The sequence below is a fragment of the Nakamurella sp. GG22 genome, from assembly GCF_052976845.2.
The window spans coordinates 199,514-222,084 of the sequence record NZ_JBRIIO020000005.1; the positions used below are offsets into that span (position 1 = coordinate 199,514).

The 22,571-nt window shown below is 68.4% G+C and carries 21 protein-coding genes and 1 pseudogene; 11 read left to right on the forward strand and 11 right to left on the reverse strand.

Going from position 1 to position 22,571, the window contains the following annotated elements; genetic code table 11:
- Window positions 1–32 precede the first annotated feature (32 nt).
- Window positions 33–647 carry a TetR/AcrR family transcriptional regulator gene (locus tag ACVBEQ_RS08270; RefSeq protein WP_447152833.1) on the forward strand — a complete coding sequence of 205 codons (615 nt, stop codon included), beginning with the start codon at window positions 33–35 and terminating at the stop codon, window positions 645–647.
- An 8-nt stretch (window positions 648–655) separates the two neighbouring features.
- Here ACVBEQ_RS08270 and ACVBEQ_RS08275 read toward each other — a convergent pair whose 3' ends face one another.
- The gene (locus ACVBEQ_RS08275; protein WP_447152834.1) at window positions 656–865 is read right to left on the reverse strand and encodes a hypothetical protein; all 210 of its coding nucleotides are present in this window, start codon (window positions 863–865) and stop codon (window positions 656–658) included.
- Window positions 866–1,023: 158 nt separating this feature from the next.
- Between ACVBEQ_RS08275 and ACVBEQ_RS08280 the strand changes: the two genes are divergently transcribed.
- Window positions 1,024–3,825, forward strand: coding sequence for a helix-turn-helix transcriptional regulator (locus ACVBEQ_RS08280; RefSeq protein ID WP_447152835.1), 2,802 nt, complete (start codon window positions 1,024–1,026; stop codon window positions 3,823–3,825).
- Between the two features lie 215 nt (window positions 3,826–4,040).
- Here the strand turns inward: ACVBEQ_RS08280 and ACVBEQ_RS08285 are convergent, their stop codons facing one another.
- From ACVBEQ_RS08285 to ACVBEQ_RS08320, 8 genes are all read right to left on the reverse strand, one after another.
- Window positions 4,041–4,622, reverse strand: coding sequence for a dihydrofolate reductase family protein (locus tag ACVBEQ_RS08285; RefSeq protein WP_447152836.1), 582 nt, complete (start codon window positions 4,620–4,622; stop codon window positions 4,041–4,043).
- A gap of 63 nt (window positions 4,623–4,685) precedes the next feature.
- The gene (locus tag ACVBEQ_RS08290; protein ID WP_447152891.1) at window positions 4,686–5,576 is read right to left on the reverse strand and encodes a helix-turn-helix domain-containing protein; all 891 of its coding nucleotides are present in this window, start codon (window positions 5,574–5,576) and stop codon (window positions 4,686–4,688) included.
- 98 nt (window positions 5,577–5,674) lie between these two features.
- Window positions 5,675–7,723 (reverse strand): hypothetical protein, encoded by a 2,049-nt coding sequence (locus ACVBEQ_RS08295; protein WP_447152837.1) that lies wholly within the window; start codon window positions 7,721–7,723, stop codon window positions 5,675–5,677.
- The gene (locus tag ACVBEQ_RS08300; protein ID WP_447152892.1) at window positions 7,720–8,745 is read right to left on the reverse strand and encodes a glycoside hydrolase family 130 protein; all 1,026 of its coding nucleotides are present in this window, start codon (window positions 8,743–8,745) and stop codon (window positions 7,720–7,722) included. Before ACVBEQ_RS08300 ends, ACVBEQ_RS08295 begins: the two co-directional genes overlap by 4 nt.
- Window positions 8,746–8,807: 62 nt before the next feature.
- Window positions 8,808–9,644, reverse strand: a complete 837-nt coding sequence (locus tag ACVBEQ_RS08305) for a carbohydrate ABC transporter permease (RefSeq protein ID WP_447152893.1) — start codon at window positions 9,642–9,644, stop codon at window positions 8,808–8,810.
- Between the two features lie 125 nt (window positions 9,645–9,769).
- Window positions 9,770–10,729, reverse strand: a complete 960-nt coding sequence (locus ACVBEQ_RS08310) for a carbohydrate ABC transporter permease (protein WP_447152838.1) — start codon at window positions 10,727–10,729, stop codon at window positions 9,770–9,772.
- Window positions 10,726–12,030, reverse strand: a complete 1,305-nt coding sequence (locus ACVBEQ_RS08315) for an extracellular solute-binding protein (RefSeq protein ID WP_447152839.1) — start codon at window positions 12,028–12,030, stop codon at window positions 10,726–10,728. The genes ACVBEQ_RS08310 and ACVBEQ_RS08315 overlap by 4 nt, the downstream gene beginning before the upstream one ends.
- Window positions 12,027–13,175: a LacI family DNA-binding transcriptional regulator gene (locus ACVBEQ_RS08320; protein WP_447152840.1), complete on the reverse strand. Its 1,149-nt coding sequence runs from the start codon at window positions 13,173–13,175 to the stop codon at window positions 12,027–12,029. The genes ACVBEQ_RS08315 and ACVBEQ_RS08320 overlap by 4 nt, the downstream gene beginning before the upstream one ends.
- A 562-nt stretch (window positions 13,176–13,737) precedes the next feature.
- On the opposite strand from ACVBEQ_RS08320, the gene ACVBEQ_RS08325 reads away from it, so the two are divergent.
- The 7 genes and pseudogenes from ACVBEQ_RS08325 (at window position 13,738) to ACVBEQ_RS08355 (ending at window position 18,845) form a co-directional block, all read left to right on the forward strand.
- Complete coding sequence (locus tag ACVBEQ_RS08325) at window positions 13,738–14,394, forward strand: YkoF family thiamine/hydroxymethylpyrimidine-binding protein (protein WP_447152841.1); 657 nt, start codon at window positions 13,738–13,740, stop codon at window positions 14,392–14,394.
- Complete coding sequence (locus ACVBEQ_RS08330; protein ID WP_447152842.1) at window positions 14,391–15,017, forward strand: ECF transporter S component; 627 nt, start codon at window positions 14,391–14,393, stop codon at window positions 15,015–15,017. Before ACVBEQ_RS08325 ends, ACVBEQ_RS08330 begins: the two co-directional genes overlap by 4 nt.
- A 31-nt stretch (window positions 15,018–15,048) precedes the next feature.
- Window positions 15,049–15,522, forward strand: a pseudogene (locus tag ACVBEQ_RS08335) (ATP-binding cassette domain-containing protein); the annotation flags it as partial.
- Window positions 15,523–15,534: 12 nt separating this feature from the next.
- Window positions 15,535–16,641, forward strand: coding sequence for an energy-coupling factor ABC transporter ATP-binding protein (locus ACVBEQ_RS08340; RefSeq protein WP_473163170.1), 1,107 nt, complete (start codon window positions 15,535–15,537; stop codon window positions 16,639–16,641).
- Window positions 16,638–17,447 (forward strand): energy-coupling factor transporter transmembrane component T family protein, encoded by an 810-nt coding sequence (locus ACVBEQ_RS08345; RefSeq protein ID WP_447152844.1) that lies wholly within the window; start codon window positions 16,638–16,640, stop codon window positions 17,445–17,447. The genes ACVBEQ_RS08340 and ACVBEQ_RS08345 overlap by 4 nt, the downstream gene beginning before the upstream one ends.
- A gap of 96 nt (window positions 17,448–17,543) precedes the next feature.
- Entirely contained in the window at window positions 17,544–17,819 is a 276-nt protein-coding gene (locus tag ACVBEQ_RS08350; RefSeq protein WP_447152845.1) for a hypothetical protein, read from the forward strand.
- A 219-nt stretch (window positions 17,820–18,038) separates the two neighbouring features.
- Window positions 18,039–18,845, forward strand: coding sequence for a hypothetical protein (locus ACVBEQ_RS08355; protein WP_447152846.1), 807 nt, complete (start codon window positions 18,039–18,041; stop codon window positions 18,843–18,845).
- On the opposite strand, the gene ACVBEQ_RS08360 is transcribed toward ACVBEQ_RS08355, so the two are convergent.
- Window positions 18,839–19,012: a hypothetical protein gene (locus ACVBEQ_RS08360; RefSeq protein WP_447152847.1), complete on the reverse strand. Its 174-nt coding sequence runs from the start codon at window positions 19,010–19,012 to the stop codon at window positions 18,839–18,841. The two genes, ACVBEQ_RS08355 and ACVBEQ_RS08360, sit on opposite strands and share 7 nt — an antisense overlap.
- Before the next feature lie 123 nt (window positions 19,013–19,135).
- Here ACVBEQ_RS08360 and ACVBEQ_RS08365 point away from each other — a divergent pair, with 123 nt between their 5' ends.
- Window positions 19,136–20,275, forward strand: a complete 1,140-nt coding sequence (locus tag ACVBEQ_RS08365) for an App1 family protein (RefSeq protein ID WP_447152848.1) — start codon at window positions 19,136–19,138, stop codon at window positions 20,273–20,275.
- Window positions 20,276–20,281: 6 nt separating this feature from the next.
- On the opposite strand, the gene ACVBEQ_RS08370 is transcribed toward ACVBEQ_RS08365, so the two are convergent.
- Window positions 20,282–21,097, reverse strand: coding sequence for a thermonuclease family protein (locus ACVBEQ_RS08370; protein ID WP_447152849.1), 816 nt, complete (start codon window positions 21,095–21,097; stop codon window positions 20,282–20,284).
- A 110-nt stretch (window positions 21,098–21,207) separates the two neighbouring features.
- Between ACVBEQ_RS08370 and ACVBEQ_RS08375 the strand changes: the two genes are divergently transcribed.
- Window positions 21,208–22,266 carry a tyrosine recombinase XerC gene (locus tag ACVBEQ_RS08375; protein WP_447152850.1) on the forward strand — a complete coding sequence of 353 codons (1,059 nt, stop codon included), beginning with the start codon at window positions 21,208–21,210 and terminating at the stop codon, window positions 22,264–22,266.
- Window positions 22,267–22,571: the final 305 nt, after the last annotated feature.

Here is a 22,571-nt window from a genome sequence, read left to right on the forward strand (position 1 = left end):
ACGAAATGAACGACGTACACAAGGAGTTTTCCGTGATCGATGGCGAATCCAGCCAACTCCGCCGACGCGGCCGCAACCGCCAGGCCATCCTGGATGCGGCGCTGGAGCTGATCGAGAAGTCAGGAGTCGACGGCTGGTCGATGCGGGAGCTCGCCGGCCGGGTCGACTACACACCGGGCGCGCTATATCGGTACTTCGACAGCAAGGCAGCCCTGCTCGAGGTCTTGACAGCCGATGCCATGCAACAACTTCGAGCGCGGATGATCGAGTGCCGATCCGATGACGGACCGCTGGCGCTGCTGGAAGAACTGGGCCTGGCGTACCTGGACTTCGCCGCCACGCGGCCCACGTTGTTCCGGATCGGGCTGATCCAGACGCCTAGCCGGCGCACCTCGCTGAGCAGCGCACCCGGCGCTGCAAGCCCGTATGCGGTGCTTCTCGACGCGGTTCGAGCGGCGGTGGCCGTCGATGACATCACGACGGGCAGCACGTTCACGGACGAGCACGTCGCCTTCACGATCTGGGCGACGGTGCATGGCATGGCTGTGCTGGAGCAGACTCACCTGAGCGAATTCGATGCCGATTTCGCGGCCATTCACCGTCCGGCACTCCGAAGATTGATCACCGGGCTGGCGACCGGGACGTGATCTGCGGGTCACGCTTCCTTGAGATCGGTCCGCGTCAGGTAGGCCAGGGTGACCGGTTGGCCCTTGAGCTCCGAGGGCCAGAAAGTCACGGTGTAATGCGACGGGGTGGCATTGCTGACACCTGTTATCTCGCCAGGAGTGCCTTTTCTGATGACGGGCGAACGCCCCTTGCAGATGTCATGGGTGGCGACGACCGGGAACGGGATGCGAGCCATCATCGTCGACTCCTGTCTCGAAGTGCTTGTGACGCTGAGTGTAAGTCGTAGCGGCGAACGGGTGAAAGAGCACGAACGGGTGCACCGCTTCTCGATGGTGTGACGGTCGGTCGAAAGCGCGGATCCAAGTCCTGCCGTCGGTGTGCCCTAGGGTGGTCGCCATGATTGTCGGGCAGACGGCTGTCTGCGCGCGGCTCGAGGAACTGCTGTCGGCCGTGCGTCGTGGGGACGGCGGGTCACTGGCTCTGATCGGCCCGGCCGGAATCGGAAAGACAACGCTGCTCCAATTCGCCGCCGATCGGGCCGCCGGACTCCGGATCCTGCGTGCGACCGGATCTCCGGCCGAGGAAGGAATTCCGTATGCGGGATTGGCTCAGGTTCTGACGCCAATTCTCGAATGGTCGGAGTTGCTGCCGCCGATGCAGTCCGCGGCCATCGACGCGGCGCTGGCCATCGGCCCTTCCGCCGGGCCGGACGCGTTTCCGGTCTACGCCGGAACGCTGGGACTGCTCGCAGCGGCGGCGGCAGACACCGCAGTGGTCGTGCTGGTCGACGACGCCCAGTGGCTCGACGCGGCGTCCCTGCAAGCGCTGATGTTCGCGCAGCGGCGGCTGGTGCACGACCATGTGGTCGTCATCCTCGCGGCCCGCCCGCAACCCGACTCCACGGCGGCGTGGGCCGACCTGCCCAGCCTGGAGATTGCGGGGCTCGGTGTCGAAGCGGCCAGACTCCTGATGCTCGATCGTGGTCTCACCGTGAACGACGAGGTTCTCGGCTGGCTGGTGCGTGCGACCGGCGGCAACCCACTCGCGATTCTGGACCTCCCGACCTACCTGCCGTCTGCGGAACTCGACGTCCAGGCGCACCGGTCGCAGCCGGCACCGGTCGGACCGGTCCTGACAGCCGCCTACGGACAAGCGATGTCGACGATGACCGCGGAGCAGCGGCAGGCACTGCTGATAGCGGCGATGCTCGACGACACCGACCTCTCGGTCCTGCACCGGGCGCTGCAAGCGGCGGACCTGTCGGTTCTGCAACTGGAGGGCGCCGAGGACGCCGGCTTGCTGGGCCTCGAGGGGCCCACCGTGGCCATGCGGCACCCGCTGGTGCGTTCCGCGGTGATCCAACTTGCCAGCCCGAGCAATAGGAGGGCCGCTCATGCGGCCTGTGCGGAGGCGTTGCGGCAGTCATCGCGGCGCACCGACGCCGATGCGAGGGTGTGGCATCTGGCCGACGCCACGGTCGGCGCCGACGAGACCGTTGCGGCACTCCTGGAGGAGCAGGCGAAGGCAGCCGCGGCGCGAACCGGTTACGCGGCAGCATGTTTGATCAACCAACGCGCGGCGGAGTTGAGTGCACCCGGCGATGGCCGGACACGGCGCCTGCTCGCTGCGGCGGAGGCCGGTCTGGCGGCGGGGCTGTCGGCCGAGAGTCTGAAGCTGCTCAGCAGGCTCGACGGCGAAACCCTCACGTCCGATGTCCAGACCGCGCAGATCGCCCACCTGCGAGGAAAGCTCCGCAGCGCGGCGGGGGACCCTCCTGGCGCGGCACGCGAGCTCGAACGACAGGCCGAGGCCATCCGGCACGTCAGCCCGGACCTTGCGGTCCGCATTTCGGTCGACGCGGCGTTCTCCGCAGTGCTCGCCGGCGAGATGGATCGGGCGGTGGCAGCCGGCAACCTCATCGCCGCCGTGCCGGGCGGTCCGGTCACGGCGGCTATGGCCGACCTGATCCTGGGGACGGTGCATGCCCTGCAGGGCGCGGGCACGGACGCCCGTCCGCAGTTGGACAGCTCCCGACGGGTCTTCGACGTGCCGGACCCGAACAGCCAGCTGCTGGAGCCGCTCGTCTATCTGGGCACCGCCTACACCTTGATCAATTCCTTCACCGACTCCGCGCCGCTGCTCGAGCGTGCCATTGCGGCTGCCCGCCTTCGGGGGGCCATCGGAATTCTGCCGTTCGCGCTGGCGATGTCGGCGACGACGGCATATCGGACGGGAAACTGGGACACCGGCTACGCGCAGGCATCGGAGGCCGCGGCCCTGGCCGCGGACAGCGGCCAGGCGCACATCTGGCCGAATGCCGTCGTGGTGATCGCCCAGATCGACGCCGCGCGCGGCCTCGAGCGCGCACGGGCGCACATCGTCTCGGTGATCCGGGAGTCGTCGGCGATGGGCACCAGGTTCCTCGAGGCGCAGGGTCACAGCATGCTCGGGTTGCTGGAGCTGAGCCTGGGTCGTCCGGCGGACGCGGTGCAGCCACTGGAGACCTGCGGACGGTTGTCGCGGCAGTTCGGGTTGTTCGAGTTGGGTCACCTCCAATGGGCGGCCGAACTGATCGAAGCCGAAACCCGGAGCGGACAGAACGCCTATTCCGCCGAGACCCTGCAGGTGATGCGTGGCGCGGCCCATCCCGGCGCCACCACGCTGAACCGCGCACTGCTGGCGCGCTGCGAAGGCATCCTGGCCACCGATGGCAGTTGGGAGGACAGCTTCCGCCGTGCCATCGAACTGCACGGCGGGCCGAACCTGCGGCCTTTCGAGCTCGCCCGGACCCGGCTGTGCTTCGGCGAGCGACTGCGGCGGCATCGACGGCGCAGGGACGCACGCGACCAGCTGTCGCAGGCGTGGGAGACCTTCGCGCATCTCGGGGCCGACGCGTGGGCGCAGCGGACCTCGCAGGAGATCGCGGCGCTGGGCGGTGGCGCACCCGGACCGGTCCGGCATGTCACCGACCTGCTGACGCCACAGGAATTCCAGGTTGCTGCGACGGTCGCGGGTGGAGCGACGAACCGGGAGGCGGCCAGCGCGCTGTTCCTGAGTCAGAAAACGATCGAATTCCACCTCAGCAACATCTATCGGCGCCTGAGGGTGCGGTCCCGCGCCGAGCTCGCGCTGGCATTGGACGGGCGGAACCGGTTGGCGGAACCCTCGCCGCACCCCGATCCGGATCCGGCGGAGTGAGACGGTCGGTGATGTCCGCGCCGGGCGTGCAGCGTCGACCCACATCATCCGGGCGGGGCCAACAACGTGGCCACCCCTCGAGGCCACCAGGTCAGTAGTCCGGTGCTCGTTCGATCACGCCCCGCCCGGTAGCGGGTCGAGGCGTAGTTAGTCATCCGACCGGTGGTCCGCGCATCCGGGGGGCACCCTGGTTGCGGGCTCTTCACGATCGAGGGTCAACGGCGCAGCCGATAGCGCAGGTGAAGCACCCGGTTGCCCTGAACAATGACGTCCGGCCCTTCCAGCAGGTGCTGCGCGTCGACGGAGCCGAAGTAACGCTTACCGGACCCGAGAACGACGGGTGCGACGTCCATGCGTACCTCGTCGACCCAACCTGCGGCCAGCGCCTGGCCGCCGACGTCGCCAGCAGCGAACTCGACAATGCGGTCACCCGCAAGCTCCCGCGCCTTGGCCACGGCCGCCTCGATGCCGTCGACAAAGTGGAACGGTGCCTGGAGGTCCCAGTCATCGGGGGCACCCCGATGACTCACCACGACCACATGGTCGATCCCACTCGGAGGCGTCCCGTCCCAGCCGTCGGTGATGTCGAAGGCGTGACGGCCAACGATGGTCACCCCGACCTCGTCCCAGTACGGCCGGACGTAGTCGAACGATGCCTGCGACACCTTCAGAACGCCACTGTCGTCCAACGGCACGTCACCGCTGACCAGCCACTCGAAGATCGGACCGGGATCGTCGTCCTCAGCCGCGATGAAACCATCCACCGAAACCGACGCGTTCATGACCACTTTGCCCATGGATTCCTCCTCTGTTCGGAGTCCCGAGTCTTGTGCGGCATGAGCTGTCGCTCTTGTACGAAATCAATCGGCCGGGAGCGGCCAGCCGTCCAGGACGTGGTCGGGATGATCGCGCAGGAAGTGCCGCCGGACTTCGGCGTACCGGGTCGGCGTCAGCCCGGTGAACTCGCGGAACTCGCGCACGAAGTGGGCCTGGTCGAAGTAGCCCGCGCCAGCGGCAACGTCTCCCCAGTCGATCGGTGCAGCGACGTCGAGCGCCAATACGGTGGAGCTGAAGCGGTAGCTGCGAGCCAGCCGTTTCGGCGTGACACCGATGACGGCCTTGAACCGCTTCGCCACATACGTGCTGCTGGCTCGGGCCGCCACACCGATTTCGCTGATCGGCACTGTCCCGCCTGTCGCCGCGACGGCGCTGCTCATGTGGCGGACCACGTCAAGACCGTCGATCGCCCGCAGCCGTCGCACCAGTTCCGCCTCGAGCAACATCAGCATTTCGTGCGGTGCGTCCGCCAGGGTCAGTCGGTGTCGCAATTCAGCGATCGCGGGGCGGCCCCAGATCTGCTCCACCGTCGCAGGTCGGTCGCACAACTCGGCCGCGGGCACCGTGAGAAACGGTGCGAGGCCCCACGGCCTGAAGTGGACGCCCACGGACCGGGTCGGGGTCGGGTAGCCGAACTCCCACGCACGCGTGGGCGTGCTGACCGCGCAACCGTCGGCGTACTCCACGGCGTCTATCTCGGTGCCCGCGCGGATGAGAAATGGCGCCCCCAGGTTGACGATGAGCAATGGCGCGGGCGCCGCCGGCAGCATCAACCGGGAGTACGGCGGTGTGCCCTCCAGGTAATAGAGGTCGTCGATCAGTCCGTCCAGCGGCGGACCGGGCACCTTGGACAAATACTCCACGCCGACATCATTGCCGACCGCCCATCCGGCATCACGCGCCACCGCCAGCATCGAGCGGGCGCCGTTGCGTGAGAAGCGCCCCGGCGCAGTCGGTCCCGACGACACCCTTCGTTCTAGGTGCCGCGGCAAGCGCACACGATGCCCGGGCGTCATCGGGTGAGAACGGTGAACCCACCCGCCTCGATCCTCACGCGCGGATCAGCGGACCCGCTCGTCGTCCGGCTGACCAGGCGCCCTGACCGGTCGTAGGCGGCGACGGTGGCAGCGCCGGTGCCGCCGAGATCGACACTGCGGCGCTCGGGTGTGGCCGACTTCGACGTGAGCAGGGCGGTGTGGTGTTCTGCCCCGTCGCTCAGCAGCGTGGCGACCTCCGGCATCACCATCAGCGCATCGAGAAGCCCGGTGCCGCGGGTGGTCCGGACCGAGACCGTGGTGGCCCTCGCCGTGACGTCACGGCGCATTTCGATCGGCAGCAACTCGATCGGCGACGGCGCATTGCCCTGCGCGCCGACCGCGCCGTACCGGATTGTTCCGAGCCTGAGCCGGTCGGAGAAGACGGTGCTGCGCGCGGTCGAGCCCTGTTGCAGGCCGACCACCGGTTGAACCAGCCGCGGCTGCGTGCTCTTCGGCAGTCTCCAGGTGACGGTGCTGCCGGCCGAGGCGGCGACATATCCGTTGCCACTCCAGAGCGACTCGCCCGTCCAGCCGTCTTTCAGGGTGGTGATCACCGCACCGGCCGTCAGCCGGGCGTCCTCCGCCTCCAACACCGCCAGGCCGTCCCGCACACGGATCGACGCCGACGCCCGGGCGAGCGCGGCCAACTCCGGCCGGGCGTCGAGCACCTGCATGGTGAGCAGGCCGTGGATGGTGGATTCCGCACCGGAGTTGCGGTTGACCGTTCCGTCGGGCTGCACACCGTCGTAGGTGACGCCGGTCGCCGGGTCGTAGACCGGGACGCCGGCAGCGTTCTGGCCGAAGAACCAGCCTGCCGCGATGCCTGCAACGGTGCTGATACCGGGCCGGTGTGCGGCCGCCCCGACAGCGGCCAGGCCCTGCACCCGGGCGTCCGCGCCGTAGGCGATCTGGACCCGATCTCCGGAAGTGGGCAGGAGGCCGTTCACCGGGCCGGTGGAGGTGAGCAGTTGCGGGGTGAAGCCCGCCGTGTCAGCGACCGCCGTCCGGAGCAGGGCGCGGTCACCCAGCACCCTGCTCGCCGCGGCGAGAGCCGCCGGCATGTTCGCGCCCCAGGCATGCCAATCCGATCGGGACAGCGCCCACGGCAGGATCGCCCGGTACGGCCAGCTGCGCACCGACCCCGCGGACATCTTGGCGATACCGACCGACAGCTGACGGAGCGCGATCCGGGCGGCACTGTCACCCGACGCCGCGACGTACGCAGCCAGCCCGAGCACCGCCTCCGAGCTGGCGTCCGCCCCGTCGACGATCAGCCAGTTCGGCACCCGCACACCATGGATCACCTGGTAGGTGCCGTACCGGACGAGCACGTCCCTGCGCAACGCGGTGACCGCGAGATCCATTCTGGCCTTGAGGAACTCGGCGAATTCGGCGTCGGCCTCCTTGAATGCGGCGTATCCCTCACCCAGCGCCCACAGCGTGCGGGCCAGCCAGTAGGAGGCGTCGGAATCCGACGGGTCCGGTAGCTCGACGGGAGTCGGTGAGGGGTTGAGCGTGCCGTCCGGCTGCATCCAGAGCACGACCTCCCCGGCCTTGGGCCCGGTGAGCGTCTGCAGATAGGTCAGTCCGCGGAGTTGCTGGTAGGCCTGCTCCTTCGCCGCCTCGTCACCGGTGGCCCGCCATTGCCGCAGGTACACCACCGCGGCCCTGGAGATGTCGTCGGCGTCGTAGGCGCCCTGACTGTAGGTGTTGGTCGCGGCATCGTAGGGACCGCCGCCGACCCGCTGGAACGTACCGCCGTCGCGTGCATCCGCGTACACCCACAGCACACCGACGGTCGGCTCCTGCGCGAGCCGATACGTGCTGTGTGCGGCCGTGTCCTTGACGGCGACCTGCTCGGTGAGGAAATCCAGGTGCGCGAGATTGGTGAGCGGCGCGCTCGGGCGCGCGGGGCCGGCGGCCTGCCCGACGGCCTGTCCGACGGGACCGACCAGCGTCACGGCAAGGGTCAAGGTGAGCGCTGCACTGATCGCCCTGCCGGCCAGCGTTCCGGTTCTTCTCACGAGTCCTCCTGAATGCGGTCGAGTTCGGCCACCCCGATACGGGAATCGGCCATGCCGTAGAACACGAACTGCCGCGCGTCGATCTGCTCGACGGCGGTGGGAAAGACGACGTTGGGCACGATGCCGCTGCGTTCCTCGGTCAATTCGGCTGTGAGCAGCGGGCTGCTGGTACGGGCGAGCACGACGCCCGGGTCGTCGGCGGCCAGGATCATCGCGCCGGCGGCATAGTTGACCAGGGGTTGGTGGTCGACACCGGGCAGCAGCCTGCCGGTGACGCCGTGGTGCACCAGCAGCCAGCCCTCGGGGATGCGCAGCGGCGGGGGACCGGCACCGATCTTCAATTCCTCGAAGGCGAACTCCGGCAGCGCGACGAGACGATGGTCTCGCAGCCGGGTGAGCGCGGTGATGTCGGCGAGCACTTCCTCGACCGGCACCGACGAGAGCCAGATACCCGGGCGGTCGTCGGTCAGCCCGGCTGGAAGGTAGGTCCCGATGCCGGGCGCTACCAGGTCCAGATCCCAGGTGGGGCGGTGCAGCGCCGCGAAGCACGGCCGGCCGTCAGGCCCGGGGATCGGCCCGGGAAAGAAGACGACATCCTTGTTCGTGAAATGGTTGAGGTCGATATCGAGCGCCGGCTGATACCCGAACTGCAACGGACCCAACCGTTTCCACTCTCGCACGTCGGTGGCCACGGCGAGTGCCGTACGGGGGCCGAGCGGACCGTAGGCGACATAGGTCATCACATGGGCAGCCAGGTCCGGGATCCAGGTGATCCGTGGATCTTCGACGCCGCCATGGGTGCGCGCCCGCTCCCAGCCGGCATCGGGCGCGAGAACAACACCCTCGCGTTCGACGCCGACGGGCACGCCGTCCCTGATGATCACCCTGGCAAGCCCGACCCTGGACCGGTTCCCCGCAGCGACCAGCCGGGGGAGCAGATACAGGGTGCCGTCGGAGTCCCGTGCGGTGCCGGGGTTGAGAACGCCCTCCACCTCGTTCGGGTCGTCCGGGTCGGGCGTCATGACCACGCCCAGCCGCCGCACCGCATAGGGAACCGTGGTCGGGAGTACGGAGTGCACGGGGCCTACCCCTTCACGCCCGAGCCGAGATCGGTCGAGACGAAATGACGTTGGAACAGCAGGAACAAGCCGACAGCGGGAATGGCCAGCACGCAGGCGCCGGCCAGGATCGCGCCGTAGGGATTGGCCGTCGTGGTGGTCTGGACCGTGGTGATGTAATTCGCCAGCGAAACGGCAAGCGGCTGTTTCGACTGGTCCTTGGTGATCAGGAACGGCCACAGGAACTCGTTCCACGGGCCGATGAAGGTCAGCAGGACCGCCGTCAGCAGCGCAGGTCGGACCAGCGGGAGCGCAATCGACCACAATGTTCGGAGTTCGCCGGCGCCGTCGATGCGGGCCGCCTGGAACAGTTCTGCCGGTAGCTGGAGGAAGTACTGCCGAAAGATGAACACCGCGGTGGAGTTGATCGCAAAAGGCAGGATCATTCCGAGATAGCTGTCACCCAAGCCGTAGTCACGGGCGATCAGCACGTACAGCGGCACCATCAGCAACTGGAACGGCACCACCAGGACGAGCAGCATGGTCAGGAAAACCGTGCCCCTGCCACGGAATTGCAGCATGGCCAGCGCGTAGCCCGCCAGCACCCCGAAGACGACGGTGCACAGCAGCACCCCGCCGGTGAAGATGCCGGAATTCAGCAGCGACTGCCCGAGATTCAACGTCGCGTTGATCTGGATGTAATTCTGGAACGTGATGTTGGCGGGCTGCGGGAAGGCCCCGGACAGCGACGTGTTCGGCGATGTCTGCAGCGACCCCATCAGCATGTAATAGAAGGGGAAGAGGAAGACCAGCGCGCCGACGAACAGGATGACCATGACGACGGCGGCTCGGCCCTTCGACATCGGCGCGACCGCCGCGACGTCGCGCTGCGCCGCGGCTGCGTCCGGCTCCGATTTTCCGGTCGGGGGGACGGCAGACGGCGGGGTGGCGGCAGCCGGCGTCGTCCCGGGCGGGGTGATCCCGGAGGTCATGACGACCGGCTCTCGTTGAGCCGGCGGGTGGCCAGCGCGATGATCAGCACCATGATGACCAGCACAACGCCGATGGCAGAGGCGATGTCAGGCTTGCCCTGTTGGATCCCGAGTTGGTACATCAGCAGTACCGGGGTGGTGGAGGCGCCGTCCGGGCCGCCACCGCCGGTGAGCAGGTACGGCTCGGTGAACAGATTCGCGCCGGTGATGATGGCAAGGAGCAGCACCAGCGCGGTGGCCGGCCGAACGCCCGGGACCGTGACGGACCGGAAGCTGCGCCAGGCGCCGGCCCCGTCGACGGATGCCGACTCGTAGAGCTCCTTCGGGACGTTCTGCAGCGCCGCCAGGTACAGCAGGATGAAGAAGCCCAGCTGCTTCCAGGTGACGAACAGCGCGATGATCGGCATGGCCCAGGTGGAGCTGACCAACCACGACGGGTCTGGCGCGAGTGGCCCGAGAATCTGGTTGACCAGGCCGTCCGAGCGGAACAGGAACAGCCACACCGCCGCGACAGCGACACTGGCGGTGACGTACGGGACGTAGTAGGCCGCACGGAAGAAGGTGCGGAACCGGATCGCCCTGTTCAGGGCGACGGCCAGCACCAGGGACAGCACGACGGTGAGCGGCACGTTGATCAGCAGGAAGACGCCCACGTGCACGAACGACGCGAGGACGGCCGGGTCGGCGAGCACCGTCTTGTAGTTGTCGATGCCGACGAATGGATGTGGTACCGACACACCCGGCGCGGTGAAGTAGTAGTCGTGCAGCGACATCCACACCGCAAAGCCCAAGGGAAAGGCGAAGACCACGCCGATGAACACGACGTACGGCGCGGTCAGCAGGATGCCGATCGGCTGGCGGCCGAAGATCCGGCTGACGACCGAGTTCCGGCGGGCACCGCCCGCCCCGGTCGGGGCGGGCGCGCGATCCGAGGATCGGACGGCCGCGGTGGTCACGACTGGCCGGCCAATCCGTCCACCTTGGCGGCCGCATCCGTCAACGACTGCTGGACGTCGGCCTTGCCGAAGATCACCGACGACGTCCAGGCGTCCCGGAACGTCTGCCAGATCTCCACCGAGTTCGGGATGTTCGGTACCTCGACCGTCCTGGCGGCCTGCTCTGCGAACAGCGTGTACTGCGGATTGGCCTTGAAGTACTCGGGATAGCTGGTCGGCACGTCCTTTCGCAGCGGCATCTGCCCGCTCAGCGTCAGCAGCTGGCCGTCCTGCTCCTTCGAGGTGCTGAACTTCATGAAGTCCCAGGCAGTCGCCTGCTTGGTGCAGGACACATACATGCCTACGTTCTTGGCGTCGGAGAAGGTGTGGATCTGGTCGACAGCCTTTCCGTCGGCGGTCGGGACGGGCACGACGCCCCAGTCCACCTTGTCCTTGTAGGCCGCGATCGCCCACGGTCCGACGATGGCCATCGCCGACTTGCCGTCGGCGAAGGAATCACCGGTGTAGGTCTCGTTCCCGGACAGCTTGTCGGTGTACATCTGCTTCCAGAAGTTGGCCACCGCAAGGCCTTCGGGGCCGGCGAACTGGCTCTTGCCGTCGACGACCAACTGCTTGCCGCCGGTCGCGGCGGCGAACAGCGGGTAGAAGTCGAACCACGACTGGAAGAACTCACTGCTCGGCGACGGGTAGATGGCGTATTGCGCGGCCTTGGAATCGACGATCTTCTTCGATGTGTCCAGGAACTCCTGATACGTCGCGAGCGGTGGCTTCTCGGCATCCACCCCGGCCTCGGTCATCATCTCCTTGTTGTAGAAGATCATCACCGGGTTGGCTTTCCATGGCAACTGGTAATAGTTGCCGTCGGGCGACTTGTACTGCTGTGCCACATCCCCGCTGCGTTCCTCGATGTAGGACGCACCGTCGGCGAAACTGTTGAGATTGATCAGCCCGCCCTGCTTCTGGAAGCCGGGAACGGCGGCCGGCGAGGTGTTGTAGATCAGGCACGGCTCGGTGCCGGCGGTGATGGCCGCGCCGATGACCTCCTCGGAGGACTTGCCGGCCGGGATCTCCTGGGCGGTCACCTTCTCGTCGGGGTGCTCCTTGTTCCAGGCGTCGACGACCTGCTTGCCCCAGGCGATCTCCTGCGCATTGTTCGAATACCAGATGGTGATCGGACCGCGTGCCGCAGCAGCCTCACTGCCGCCACCGCCACTGTCGGAACCGCAAGCGGTGAGGACGAGTGCAGCGGCCAGTACCGCGGCGGCCATGCCACGGGTTCCTGATCGGGACAGGAGTTTCATGGGCGTTCCCTTTCTGATCGGTGCGGCGCCGTCCTGGTGGGATTGCGACGCGGTGGTTCGCCGGTGCTCCGGTGGGGGGTGTGGGGATGGGTGATGGTGCGGTGTCTCGCGGGACGACGCGCCGGGCGCCGTGGGGCGGGACCCGAGGTCTCGCGGATGATGAGAGCTGCTGAAGGAAGGTTGATGTCGTCCAGCACGGCGCCGTCCACCTTGGCGAGCAGGGCAGTGCCGACGGCCCCGCCCCAGCCGTACGCATCTGTCCGGATGGTCGTCAGTGGCGCGGTCAGGTAGGCAGACAATTCGCTGTCGTCGAATCCGACGACGGAGAGGTCCTCCGGTACCCGTACGCCGCGGCGGCGCGCGGTCGAGATTCCGGCAACGGCCATCAGATCGTTCGCGAAGAGGATTGCTGTCGGGGGGATGTCGGCGCCCAGCATGGACCCGGTCGCTGCCGCTCCGCCCGCGGCGCTGAAGTCCGCTTCGATATACGGGCCCTCCGGCACGGAATGATCCCGAAGGGACTCGGCCCACAGATCACGGCGCCGTGCCGCGTGCAGGTAGTCCGACGGCCCTCCGACATGACCGATCACGCTGTGCCCGAAGTCGACGAGATGGCGGACCGCTGCCCGAACGGCGGGTCCGTCATCGACGCACACCGCGGTGGCGTTGGACCGCACAGTCGGACGGTTGAGGGTGACAGCGGGCATGCCGAGCCCGTCCAGCAGCGATGGCCGCTCGTCGTTCGCCCGGAGATCGGTGACAACGACACCGTCGACCCGGCCGGTGCGGGCGAGCTCACGGTAGGCATCGGTTTCCGCGGCCGGGTCCGCGACCACCCGCACCAACAGGAAGTGCCCGGACGGCGCGATGGCGGATTCGATACCGGCGATGAACGCGGGGAAAAACGGGTCGGCGCTGAGGGTCTCGTGCGAGCGGGCCATCACCAGGCCGATGTTGCCGGAGCGCCGGTTGGACAGGGCCCGCGCCGAGGAGTTGGCGGTGAAGCCCAGTTCGGCGGCCGCGAGCAGGATGCGTTCCCGTGTCCCGCTGGACACGCCGGGACGGTTGTTCAGGGCGAACGAGACTGCGGCCTTCGACACGCCGGCGCGCGCGGCAACGTCGGAGATCGTCGGCTTCGTCGCCATGGTTGACGTCCTGTCGGGAACGGACGAAACAGCGCCGAAGGTCGGCGACGTCGCCTCGTTTCAATAGTTAATAAACCGGTTTAGAAGTGGTGTGTCAATGCCTGTGACCAAGCGGAGATGTTGTGCCGCAACGTTTCGGCCCTGGTGTCCTGGATGGGTGATTTGCGACACTAATGTGCGCCGCCGATTTGCCGGGCGGGATATTGGCCGGAACGAGCGAATATGACCGGCCGCGTGTACGCGCGTCGGCGATGTGGATAGCATCGTGCGCACCACGGGAGTCCGGTGAGCCGGGCTGAGAGGAAGGTTCTCCAACCTTCGACCGTCGAACCTGATCTGGATCATGCCAGCGCAGGAAGGCCATCTCAGGGCCATCACCGCAGCCTCGGTTGCGGGATGGACCACCCGTGTCCCCATCGCCGCGCCGAGAGGACACCAGATGACCGGAACGACACTGCCTTCCGAAGTGAAATTGCCTGCGGAAACGGCACTGCCTGAGGGAACGACACTGCCTGAGGGAACGACACTGCATGCCGCAGTTGCGGCTGCGGACCCAGCACCGGTGCAGGCCCGACTTTTCTCGCCCGCCGAGTTGGGGATCGGCGCCAGAGTGACGGTGGCCGCGATGACGGACGATTACGTTGCAGTGCTCACCGACGCCCTCCATGCCGCCGATGCCGCGGTGCCACCGGTCGTGCGGGAGACCGACGCAGTCAGCAGCTTCGTTCGCGGCACCGAGCAGGAGATCGTGGACTACCTGGCGGTGCTGCTGGCCGCTGCGGGCGGGTCCGGTCGACACGTCAGCGCGTCGATCCTGTTGTCCAGGGGCTGCCCCGGCGAGCTGCACTGTGAGGTGCCGCCCGATCACGAGGGGGCGGCAGATTCGCCGGTGCTGCGGCCGACCGGGCAGTTCGCGAGAGGTCAGTGGTCTCTCTACCCGCTAGCGGACGGTGCATCGGGCGGTGCGGCGGGCGGTGCGTCGGACGGTGCGTCCGGCGACCGGCCAGCGGATCACATGCGGACCATCACCGAGGCGATCGAGCTGTCGAAATCGAACGGGACATTCGTTGGCACCCGGCATTTCGTCACCGAACTGGCCGGCGACGTCGCCGATGTCCTGATGACCGTGGCCTCCGCCTGGGTGTCGGTGGGGCGGACGGTCCAGCACACGGTCTGCCACCTGACCCTCTCCTTGAACAGCCCGGGAGAGCAGCGATGAGCCGCCGCCCGGAGGGTAGCGGCTGGGCGTTGAAAGACGTTGTGCTGGTGGTGATCCTGGGCGTGGTCTTCGGATTCCTGTACTGGGTGCTGGTGCAGGGATGGCTTGCGTTGTCCGTCGCGACGGGCCCGTTCGGCGACCTCACCCAGCATGTCCTGTTGGGCGGCTGGCTGCTGGTTGCGCCACTTGCGGTGGCGATCACCCGGCGGCCGTTCTCCGGGGTGCTGGCTGAAGTGCTGGCAAGCGTCATCGAGGTCGTCTTTCTCGGATCGGCGGTCGGCCCGCTGCTGATCGTCGCCGCCGCGCTGCAGGGGATCGGCAGCGAACTGCCGTTCGCGGTCGGTCGCTACCGCCGGTTCGGCTGGCTCCGGTTCGCGGTCTCCGGTGCGCTGGGCGCCGGTCTGGTCTTCGCCTTCTCCGCCTTCAGGTTCGGCTGGTTCGGTACCGACCTGCTGGCGATGAGGTTCGGCCTCCAGGTGCTGTCCGGTGTCCTGCTCGGCGGACTGATGGCGAAGGTCATCCTGCAGGCACTCGTCCGGACCGGTGTCGTCGACGGGTTCGCGATCGGTCGTGACCGGATCGGCGTTCGGTCGGTCGATGCCGGGGGAGCGGCTGGTGGGTGACACGCCGGTCGTCGAACTCCGGCATGTCACTGTCCGCTTCCCGGGTCGGAAGAGGCCGGCTCTGTCGGATGTCTCGCTCGTCGTGCGCCCGGGCGAGGAGCTGATCGTGTTCGGCGCATCGGGTTCGGGTAAGTCCACGCTGCTGCAGGTGATGAGCGGCGTCGTGCCGCTGTCCGAGCCCGCGGAACTGACCGGAGCCGTCCTCTTGAACGGCCACGACGCTCGGGGTGTCAGTGTGGTGGAGCGGTCGCGCGCACTTGGCGTGCTCCGGCAGGACCCGGCCTCCGGCGTCTGCCTCCCCGCCGTGGATCAGGAGATTGCGCTGGTCTGCGAGAACCATGCCGTTGCGCCATCACGGATCTCGACGCGTATCGACGACGTACTCGCGCTGGTCGGTGCCCGGGAGTTGCGGGATCGCTTCACCCACCAGCTTTCCGGCGGCGAACTGCAGCGGGTCGCGCTGGCAGCCGCCGTGGCGGTGCCCCCCGCGCTGCTGCTGCTGGACGAACCGACCTCCATGCTCGATCCGGCAGGGGTACGCGCCGTGCGGAATGCGGTCGGCGCCGTGCGGAGTTCGGTGAAGGCGGCTGTCGTGCTGGTCGAGCACCGGCTCGACGAGTACTCCGGCGGTCTGGGCCTCGAGTTCCTCCCCGGACGGTGCGTCATCCTGCACGAGGGCAGGGTGGTCGCCGACGGCGCAACGGCGGAGGTCCTGCCGGCTCACGCCCGGTTGCTGCACGAGCAGGGCTGTTGGTTGCCGCTGGAGGCGGAATTGACCGCAGTATCGGGTCGACCTCCTGGGTCGTCGGTCGCGGTCCTGGACACTCCGGTGGCAGCGCAGATCGACCGGTCCTTCGCGCCGTCGCCACCGGTGCTCACCGCGTCCGGCGTCGCGGCCGGACGCCATGGGAACGCTGTGGTGGCGGGTCTGGACCTCGAGCTGCGGAGCGGCGAGGTGGTCGCGGTGGCCGGCGCGAACGGTTCCGGCAAGTCGACCGTGCTGCTGACACTGGCCGGGTTGCTGCGGCCCGTGGCGGGAACCGTGAGGGGCGCACGCCCCGGCATGGTTTTCCAGAACCCCGAGCACGGGTTCGTCGGGCGAACGGTCATCGACGAGATCGGGGAGAACCTGCCGCGCGGTTCGCCGGCGATCGCCGAACAGCTGGACCGCCACGGGCTCGCGCAGTGCGCGGCGCAGAACCCATTTCGGCTCTCAGGCGGGGAGAAGCGCCGGCTGAGCATCGCGGCCATGCTCGCGCAACCGCGCGAGGTGCTGATCGCCGACGAGCCGACGTACGGCCTTGACCGGACCGGCAGCAATGCCGTGGCTGCCGCCGTCGCAAACGCCGCGAACGATGGTCGGGCGGTGCTGTTCTCCGCGCACGACCTGCGACTCGTCGGCACGCTGGCGGACAGGATGGTGGTGCTGGGGAGCGGCCGCGTGCTGGCCACCGGTCCATCCCTGGCACTGCTGCGCGATCGGGCACTGTGCGCCCGCGCCGGGCTGGCGCCGCCGGCCGTGCTGCGACGGTTGTTCTCCGAGACGCCGGACGATGCCCTCGTCCGAGCTACGCTGCGTGCGCTCGACCGGCGACGCGCACCGGCCGCCACCGCGTTGCGATGACACCGGGATTTCCCGGGCACCGGCAGATCGCCGATTCGCCGCTGGCACGGGCGAATCCGGTCGCGAAACTGCTTGTGCTGGGTGCCGTGTCGGTCACGAGCCTGTTCATTCTTGATCCCGTCACGCCGCTCCTGCTGTACGCCCTGGCTGTGCTGGGCGTGCGGGTCGGCGCACGGGTTCCGCTGCGAACGCTGGCCCGCGCGCAGTGGCCCTTCCTTCCCTTTGCCGCGGGTGTGCTGATGGTCAATGCGGTCAGCCGGCCCGGTCAGGTGGTGTGGCAGAGCGGTTTCATCCGGGTGAGCCAGGAAGGCCTCGCTGTCGGGGCGTCGCTGGCGGTGCGAGTTCTGCTGATCGGCGCGCTGTCGATCGGGTTTCTGTCGACCACCGATCCGGTGCGGTTGATGACGAGCCTCCGGATGCAGCTGCGGGTCAGTCCGCGCTTCGCCTATGCGCTGCTGGCGGGTCACCGGGTGCTCCTGCAGCTGCCGGGAGAGTGGGAGCAGTTGCGGTATGCCCATCAGGTCAGGTCGCCGTTGACGCGCACGGGACGACCGCGGCGACCGATCCGGTTTTGGGGGCGCTGCGCATTCGGACTGCTGGTCGTCACCATCAGGCGGGGTGACCGCCTCGCCCAGGCGCTGGAGTCCAGGGGACTCGGACTCACCCCGAGAACGTGCTGGCAGCCGGAGATCATTCGCCGGGCCGATATCGGGCTTGTCGCGGTGGTGATCGCCGGCTGTGCGGCTGCCGTCGCGGTGTCCGCAGCTGTGGGGACCTTGCAGGGGATCGGGGCGCTGTTCAGCTAAAGGGGTCAACGGCACCCGCGGGTTTGCCGCCGCACGCCGCCGGGCACTCTTGAACCGTCATCAGTGCAGGCATGCATTCATCGAAAGGCCATTTTCATGTTCAGACTGGCAGTAGGTTTCGTCATCGGTTATGTCGCGGGCTCGAAGGCGGGCCGCGAACGGTACGAGCAGATCGCGCGGTTGAGTTCGAAGGCTGTGGACCATCCGGCGGTGCAGGGCGCGGCGGGTGCCATCCAGGCCAAGGTTCTCGGCCTGCTGCCGCGCAACCGGAAGCAGCAGGACTCCGCGGTGCCGAACTACGTCGAGGACGAGGTGATCGTGGTCGCGACTCCGGCACCGTCGACGATCGCTCCCACCAACAACGCCGTCTAGGAACCACTCCGTCCAACAACCACCTTCCAGGGACCACGCCGCCCAGAATCTCGGCGGGCCGGGCGGCACACCGGCGACACGACTCTCGTCCCGGTGTGCCGCGCCGGCGGCCCGGTACCGTGGAAGGCGGGTTCAAGGTCGAGCCCTCCACGACGCCGTCACCCGCTGTGCACCTCTGGCGGAGCTGAACCGGTTTTCGTTCGTCTGGAGAGCGTGTCCGTGGACACCTTTGCGACCCGCCCGACCGCCCCTGACCTGACCGCACGATGGTCAGATCCGCCCACCGCTACGCCGGACCGCATCGACGTGGTGCGTGCGGTGGCGGGACTTCGGCACATCGATCCTTCCGCCGAGCCGGCCATGGTCTTCAGTCACCTCGCGGCGGTCTGCGTGCCCGCCGTGTGCGACGACATGGTCATCGACCTGGTGGAGAACGGCCAGGCCTACCGGATCCGCCGTCCGGCGGCGGACAGGCAGGACCGGAGCCGGCCGTCACCGCTGCTGGCGGACGGCTCGCTCGCTTCAGGCGGCACCATGCTCGGACCGGATTCGGTCACGCTGACGATCCCGCCGGCGCCCGACTCCGCCGGAGCACCCTTCCACGGCAGGGTGGACTGCCGGTGGCGGGACGGATACGTCCCCACGCAGTCCGATGCTGCGCTGATCGAGTTGATGGTCGATCACGCCGCGGCCCTGGTCGTGCGCGAACGGCTCGGCCTCGGGCATCAACCCGACGGCCGGGGCGAGACCCTGAACGGCAGCGTGCACCGGGACCACCGGATGGCGTCCGCTGTCGAGGTGGTGATGGCGCTGCATCACGTGGACCGGTCCCGCGCGATGAGCCTGCTCCTGCGGTTGAGCGACCGCACCTACCGCGACGTCCAGGAGATCGCCGAGACCGTGGTCACGACGGGCCGCATCCCCGACCTCGCCGACGACACTCCTGCGCAAACACCAACCGCCGGTGACGGGCTCAGGTCAGTGAACCCGCCGACCGGCGGCAGTGGACAGGCGGCTGCTCAGTAGGAGCGGCCCTTGGGCTGACGGATCTTGGAGAGCAGACCAGCGGCCTTGGCGCGATTGGCCGGGTCGGACGCCATCACCCGGGCCTTGTCGATGAGCTGGCGACCCTGCGGGCTGCGGGCGAAGGCAACGACGCCGCCCAGGGCGGACAGTCGGCGGAAAATGGACATTGGGACTCCTTGGTGTCTTCTTGCCGCAATACCGCGGCGATGTGCTTGTCCCATCACGGTTCCCGTTATGGGGCCCGGTCAACCGCTGATGCGCGGAGCGCGCCGGTGCGGCAGGTTGTCACCATGACGGACACCGGACCGGGAAGCACCGAGCGCCCGCACATCGCCGTGCGACTGGACCGAGCCGCCACCAGGCTCACCGGCGCCCTGTTCCGGCGGCGTGGCTGGCAGCCGCGGATCATTCCCTACACCGGGTACGGGAGCAGCGACTGGGTGCGCATCCTGGGCCGGGTGCTCCTGGCGCCGCCGGTTCCGGCTGACGGACCCCCGAGCGGTGGTACGACAGAGACATCGCCGGTCGACGATGAGATCGCGCCGGTCGCCGGTCAGAATTCGACGGACGCCGCGGCGACGTCGGTGCGGCAGGAATCACCGCGCGGATGGCGACGATTCCTGACCACGTCGATCGCCGGCCTCGAGGTGGAGGTGGAGCTCGCCGGTCGGACCCACCGCCTGCGGACCGACGAGGACGGCTATCTCAACGCGGTGCTCCAGGTGCAGCTCCCGCCCGGGTGGCACGACGTGCCGCTGCGCACCGCCAACGGCCGTCCGACGGTGACCCGGGTTTTCGTGGTGGCCGCCGAGACCCGCTGGGGAATGGTGAGCGACATCGACGACACCGTTCTGGTCACCCACCTGCCCCGTCCGTTGATCGCCGCGTGGAACACCTTCGTGCTGCGCGAGTCGGCCAGGGCTCCCGTTCCCGGGATGGCGGAGCTGTACCGCCGGCTGCTCACGGAACACCCGGACGCACTGGTCGTTTACCTGTCGACCGGTGCATGGAACGTCGCACCGACCTTGACCCGGTTCCTGTCCCGGCACGGCTACCCCGAGGGACCGTTGTTGCTGACCGACTGGGGTCCCACCAACACGGGCTGGTTCCGGTCCGGGCGCGAGCACAAGCGCTCGGCCCTCCGGCGATTGGCCCGGGATCTGCCGCAGGTCCGCTGGCTGCTAATCGGCGACGACGGCCAGCACGACCCGGAGATCTACGCCGAGTTCGCCCGCGAACACCCGGATCGGGTGGAGGCCATCGCGATCCGCACCCTCACGGCGGCGGAACATGTGCTGTCCGGTCACCCCGCCGGCGCCGACCGCCAGGTCTCGCCGGCCCGCACGATCAGTGCTCCCGACGGGCACCGGCTGGCCCGTGAACTGACCGGCGCTCCGTTCGTCCCGCCGCCTCCGACCGGCCGGCAGTGAAGATGATCATCGTTCGGCGGCGCGCCAACCGGCCCCCACTGCCTCGTCGACGGCGCAGAAATACCGCTCGCCCTTCGATGGGCTGATCACCGTCTCGTCATAGGAACTGTCGCCGGGGAGGTGGTAGATCCGCTCGCCGCGACGATTGATGTTGCCCTTGATCGCACAGCCATCCGGCGGGACAGAGTCGATGGGAGTCGTGACGGCCGGAGCGGTGCTCGCCGGCTGACCGGTGGCGGCGGCACCGCGCCCGTCACAGGTGGCGGGGGACCACAAGCCGACCTGAGCAGAGCTCGCCTCGGCCTCCTGCCGCCGGAACAGCGCCCGCCGTTCGTAGGGCGCGTCATAGGTGTATTCGAAGGCATATCCGTCACGGATCAGGCCGGCGTTCACGTCCGTCCCGTCCGCCAGTTCGACATACCGGAGCAGCCGGCCGTAACGATCGCGGTCGTCCTGGGTGGGGTCGGCGACCAACCGCACCGCCGCGCCGGCCAGCAGCTCGGTCGCGTGATCCGCGGCCTGCAGCCCGAAACACTCGACGGGGCGGTGCAACTCGGGGGAATCGATGCCGATCAATCGAACCCGTTCGTCGACGCCATCGACGGACACCGTGATGGTGTCGCCATCGGCGACCGAGACGACCGGGTACACGTCACCGGCAGGGAGCGACGTTGACGATGCCGGCGTTGACGATGCCGGCGCGGACGGTGCCGGCGCGGACGGCGCTTCGGCCCCGGTGCATCCCGCGGCCAGCAGCCCGACAACCCCGACCAGCAGGCACCGTGCGCGAGTACCCGCTGCATCCGTCCGAAGAAGACCCACGTCGACGCCCCCCCACGGTCGAGCCCACCGTACCGCCGCCGTACCGGGTCGCCGGGATTCGCACGGCGCGCTGGCTTGACCGCAGCCGCTTCGCCGCGCACGGTCAGCGCATGGGTCGGGCACGCAGGTCAACCTCGGAGAGCCGCAACAGGCTCTCCGAGCCGTTGCTCGCGACTCTCGACGCCTATCAGCGTTATCTCGACCTGGAACGCGGATTGTCCGCCGCGACCGTCACCGCCTATACCGCCGACGTCGCCTCGCTGCTGGAGCACCTTGGGCGGTTGGTCGGAGGCGAGTCGCCCGACGACATGGACAGTTTGACCCTGGCAGCGCTGCGCAGCTGGCTTGCCCGGCAACGGTCGACAGGTGCCGCACGGGCGTCGATGAGCAGGAGGGCGGCATCGGCGAAATCGTTCACCGCCTGGGCGCAGCGCACCGGACGGCTCTCATCCGACGTCGGTGCCCGGCTGGCATCGCCGCGGCCGGACAAGACGCTGCCGTCCGTACTCCGGGTGGACCAGGCGGCCGAACTGCTGCGCGTCCCGTCACCGGGGGCGGAGCTGGATGCCTCAGACCCGAATGCTGCTGACCCGAGTGCCTCAGACCCGGATGCTGCAGACCCGGATGCTGCGGACCCGGATGCTGCGGACCCGGTGGCGGCCGCTGTGTTGCTTCGTGACCAGGCGATCCTCGAAGTGCTGTATGCGTGCGGCATCAGGGTTGCCGAGCTCACCGGACTGGATGTGCCGGATCTGGACCAACGGCGCCGCGTGCTGCGTGTGCTGGGTAAGGGCAACAAGGAACGGGTGGTGCCGTTCGGGCTGCCCGCCGACCGGGCGCTGACCGGCTGGCTCGAGCACGGCCGGGAGCTCCTCGTGGCGAGCGGATCGGGTCGGGCCCTGTTCCTCGGTGTCCGAGGCGGGCGGATCGACCAGCGGGCGGTCAGGACACTGGTGCATCGGCGGACCGCCGCGGTGCCGGGCGCCCCGGAGCTCGCCCCACACGGCCTGCGACACACCGCCGCGACCCACCTGTTGGAAGGTGGTGCCGATCTCCGCACGGTCCAGGAATTGCTCGGCCACGCGAGCCTGGCGACCACCCAGCTGTACACGCACGTCACAGCGGAGCGGCTCAGCGCCGTGTACCGGCAGGCGCATCCGCGGGCCTGACGGACCCGCCTCGACCGGTTGTGCCCGAGAGAGCAAATCGCTCGTCGTCAGCTCGCGCTGCGAATTCTCCGCACATTGGTCTATGCGATCGCATGTAGACAAGGTTGTCGCAGCGACGCTTCACACCGATCTCACATCACGCGAAAGCTGTTGTATTAGAAGGACTGTCAGTGCGGCCGGATTGCACCGTCGAGCCTGCGTCGGTCGATCATCGCTCGTTCGGGCCTGCCAACGGTTCGATCTGTGCGTTGGCAACAACCAACGCGAATACCCCCTTTGTCGGGGGCGCACAGACGTTTCACAGA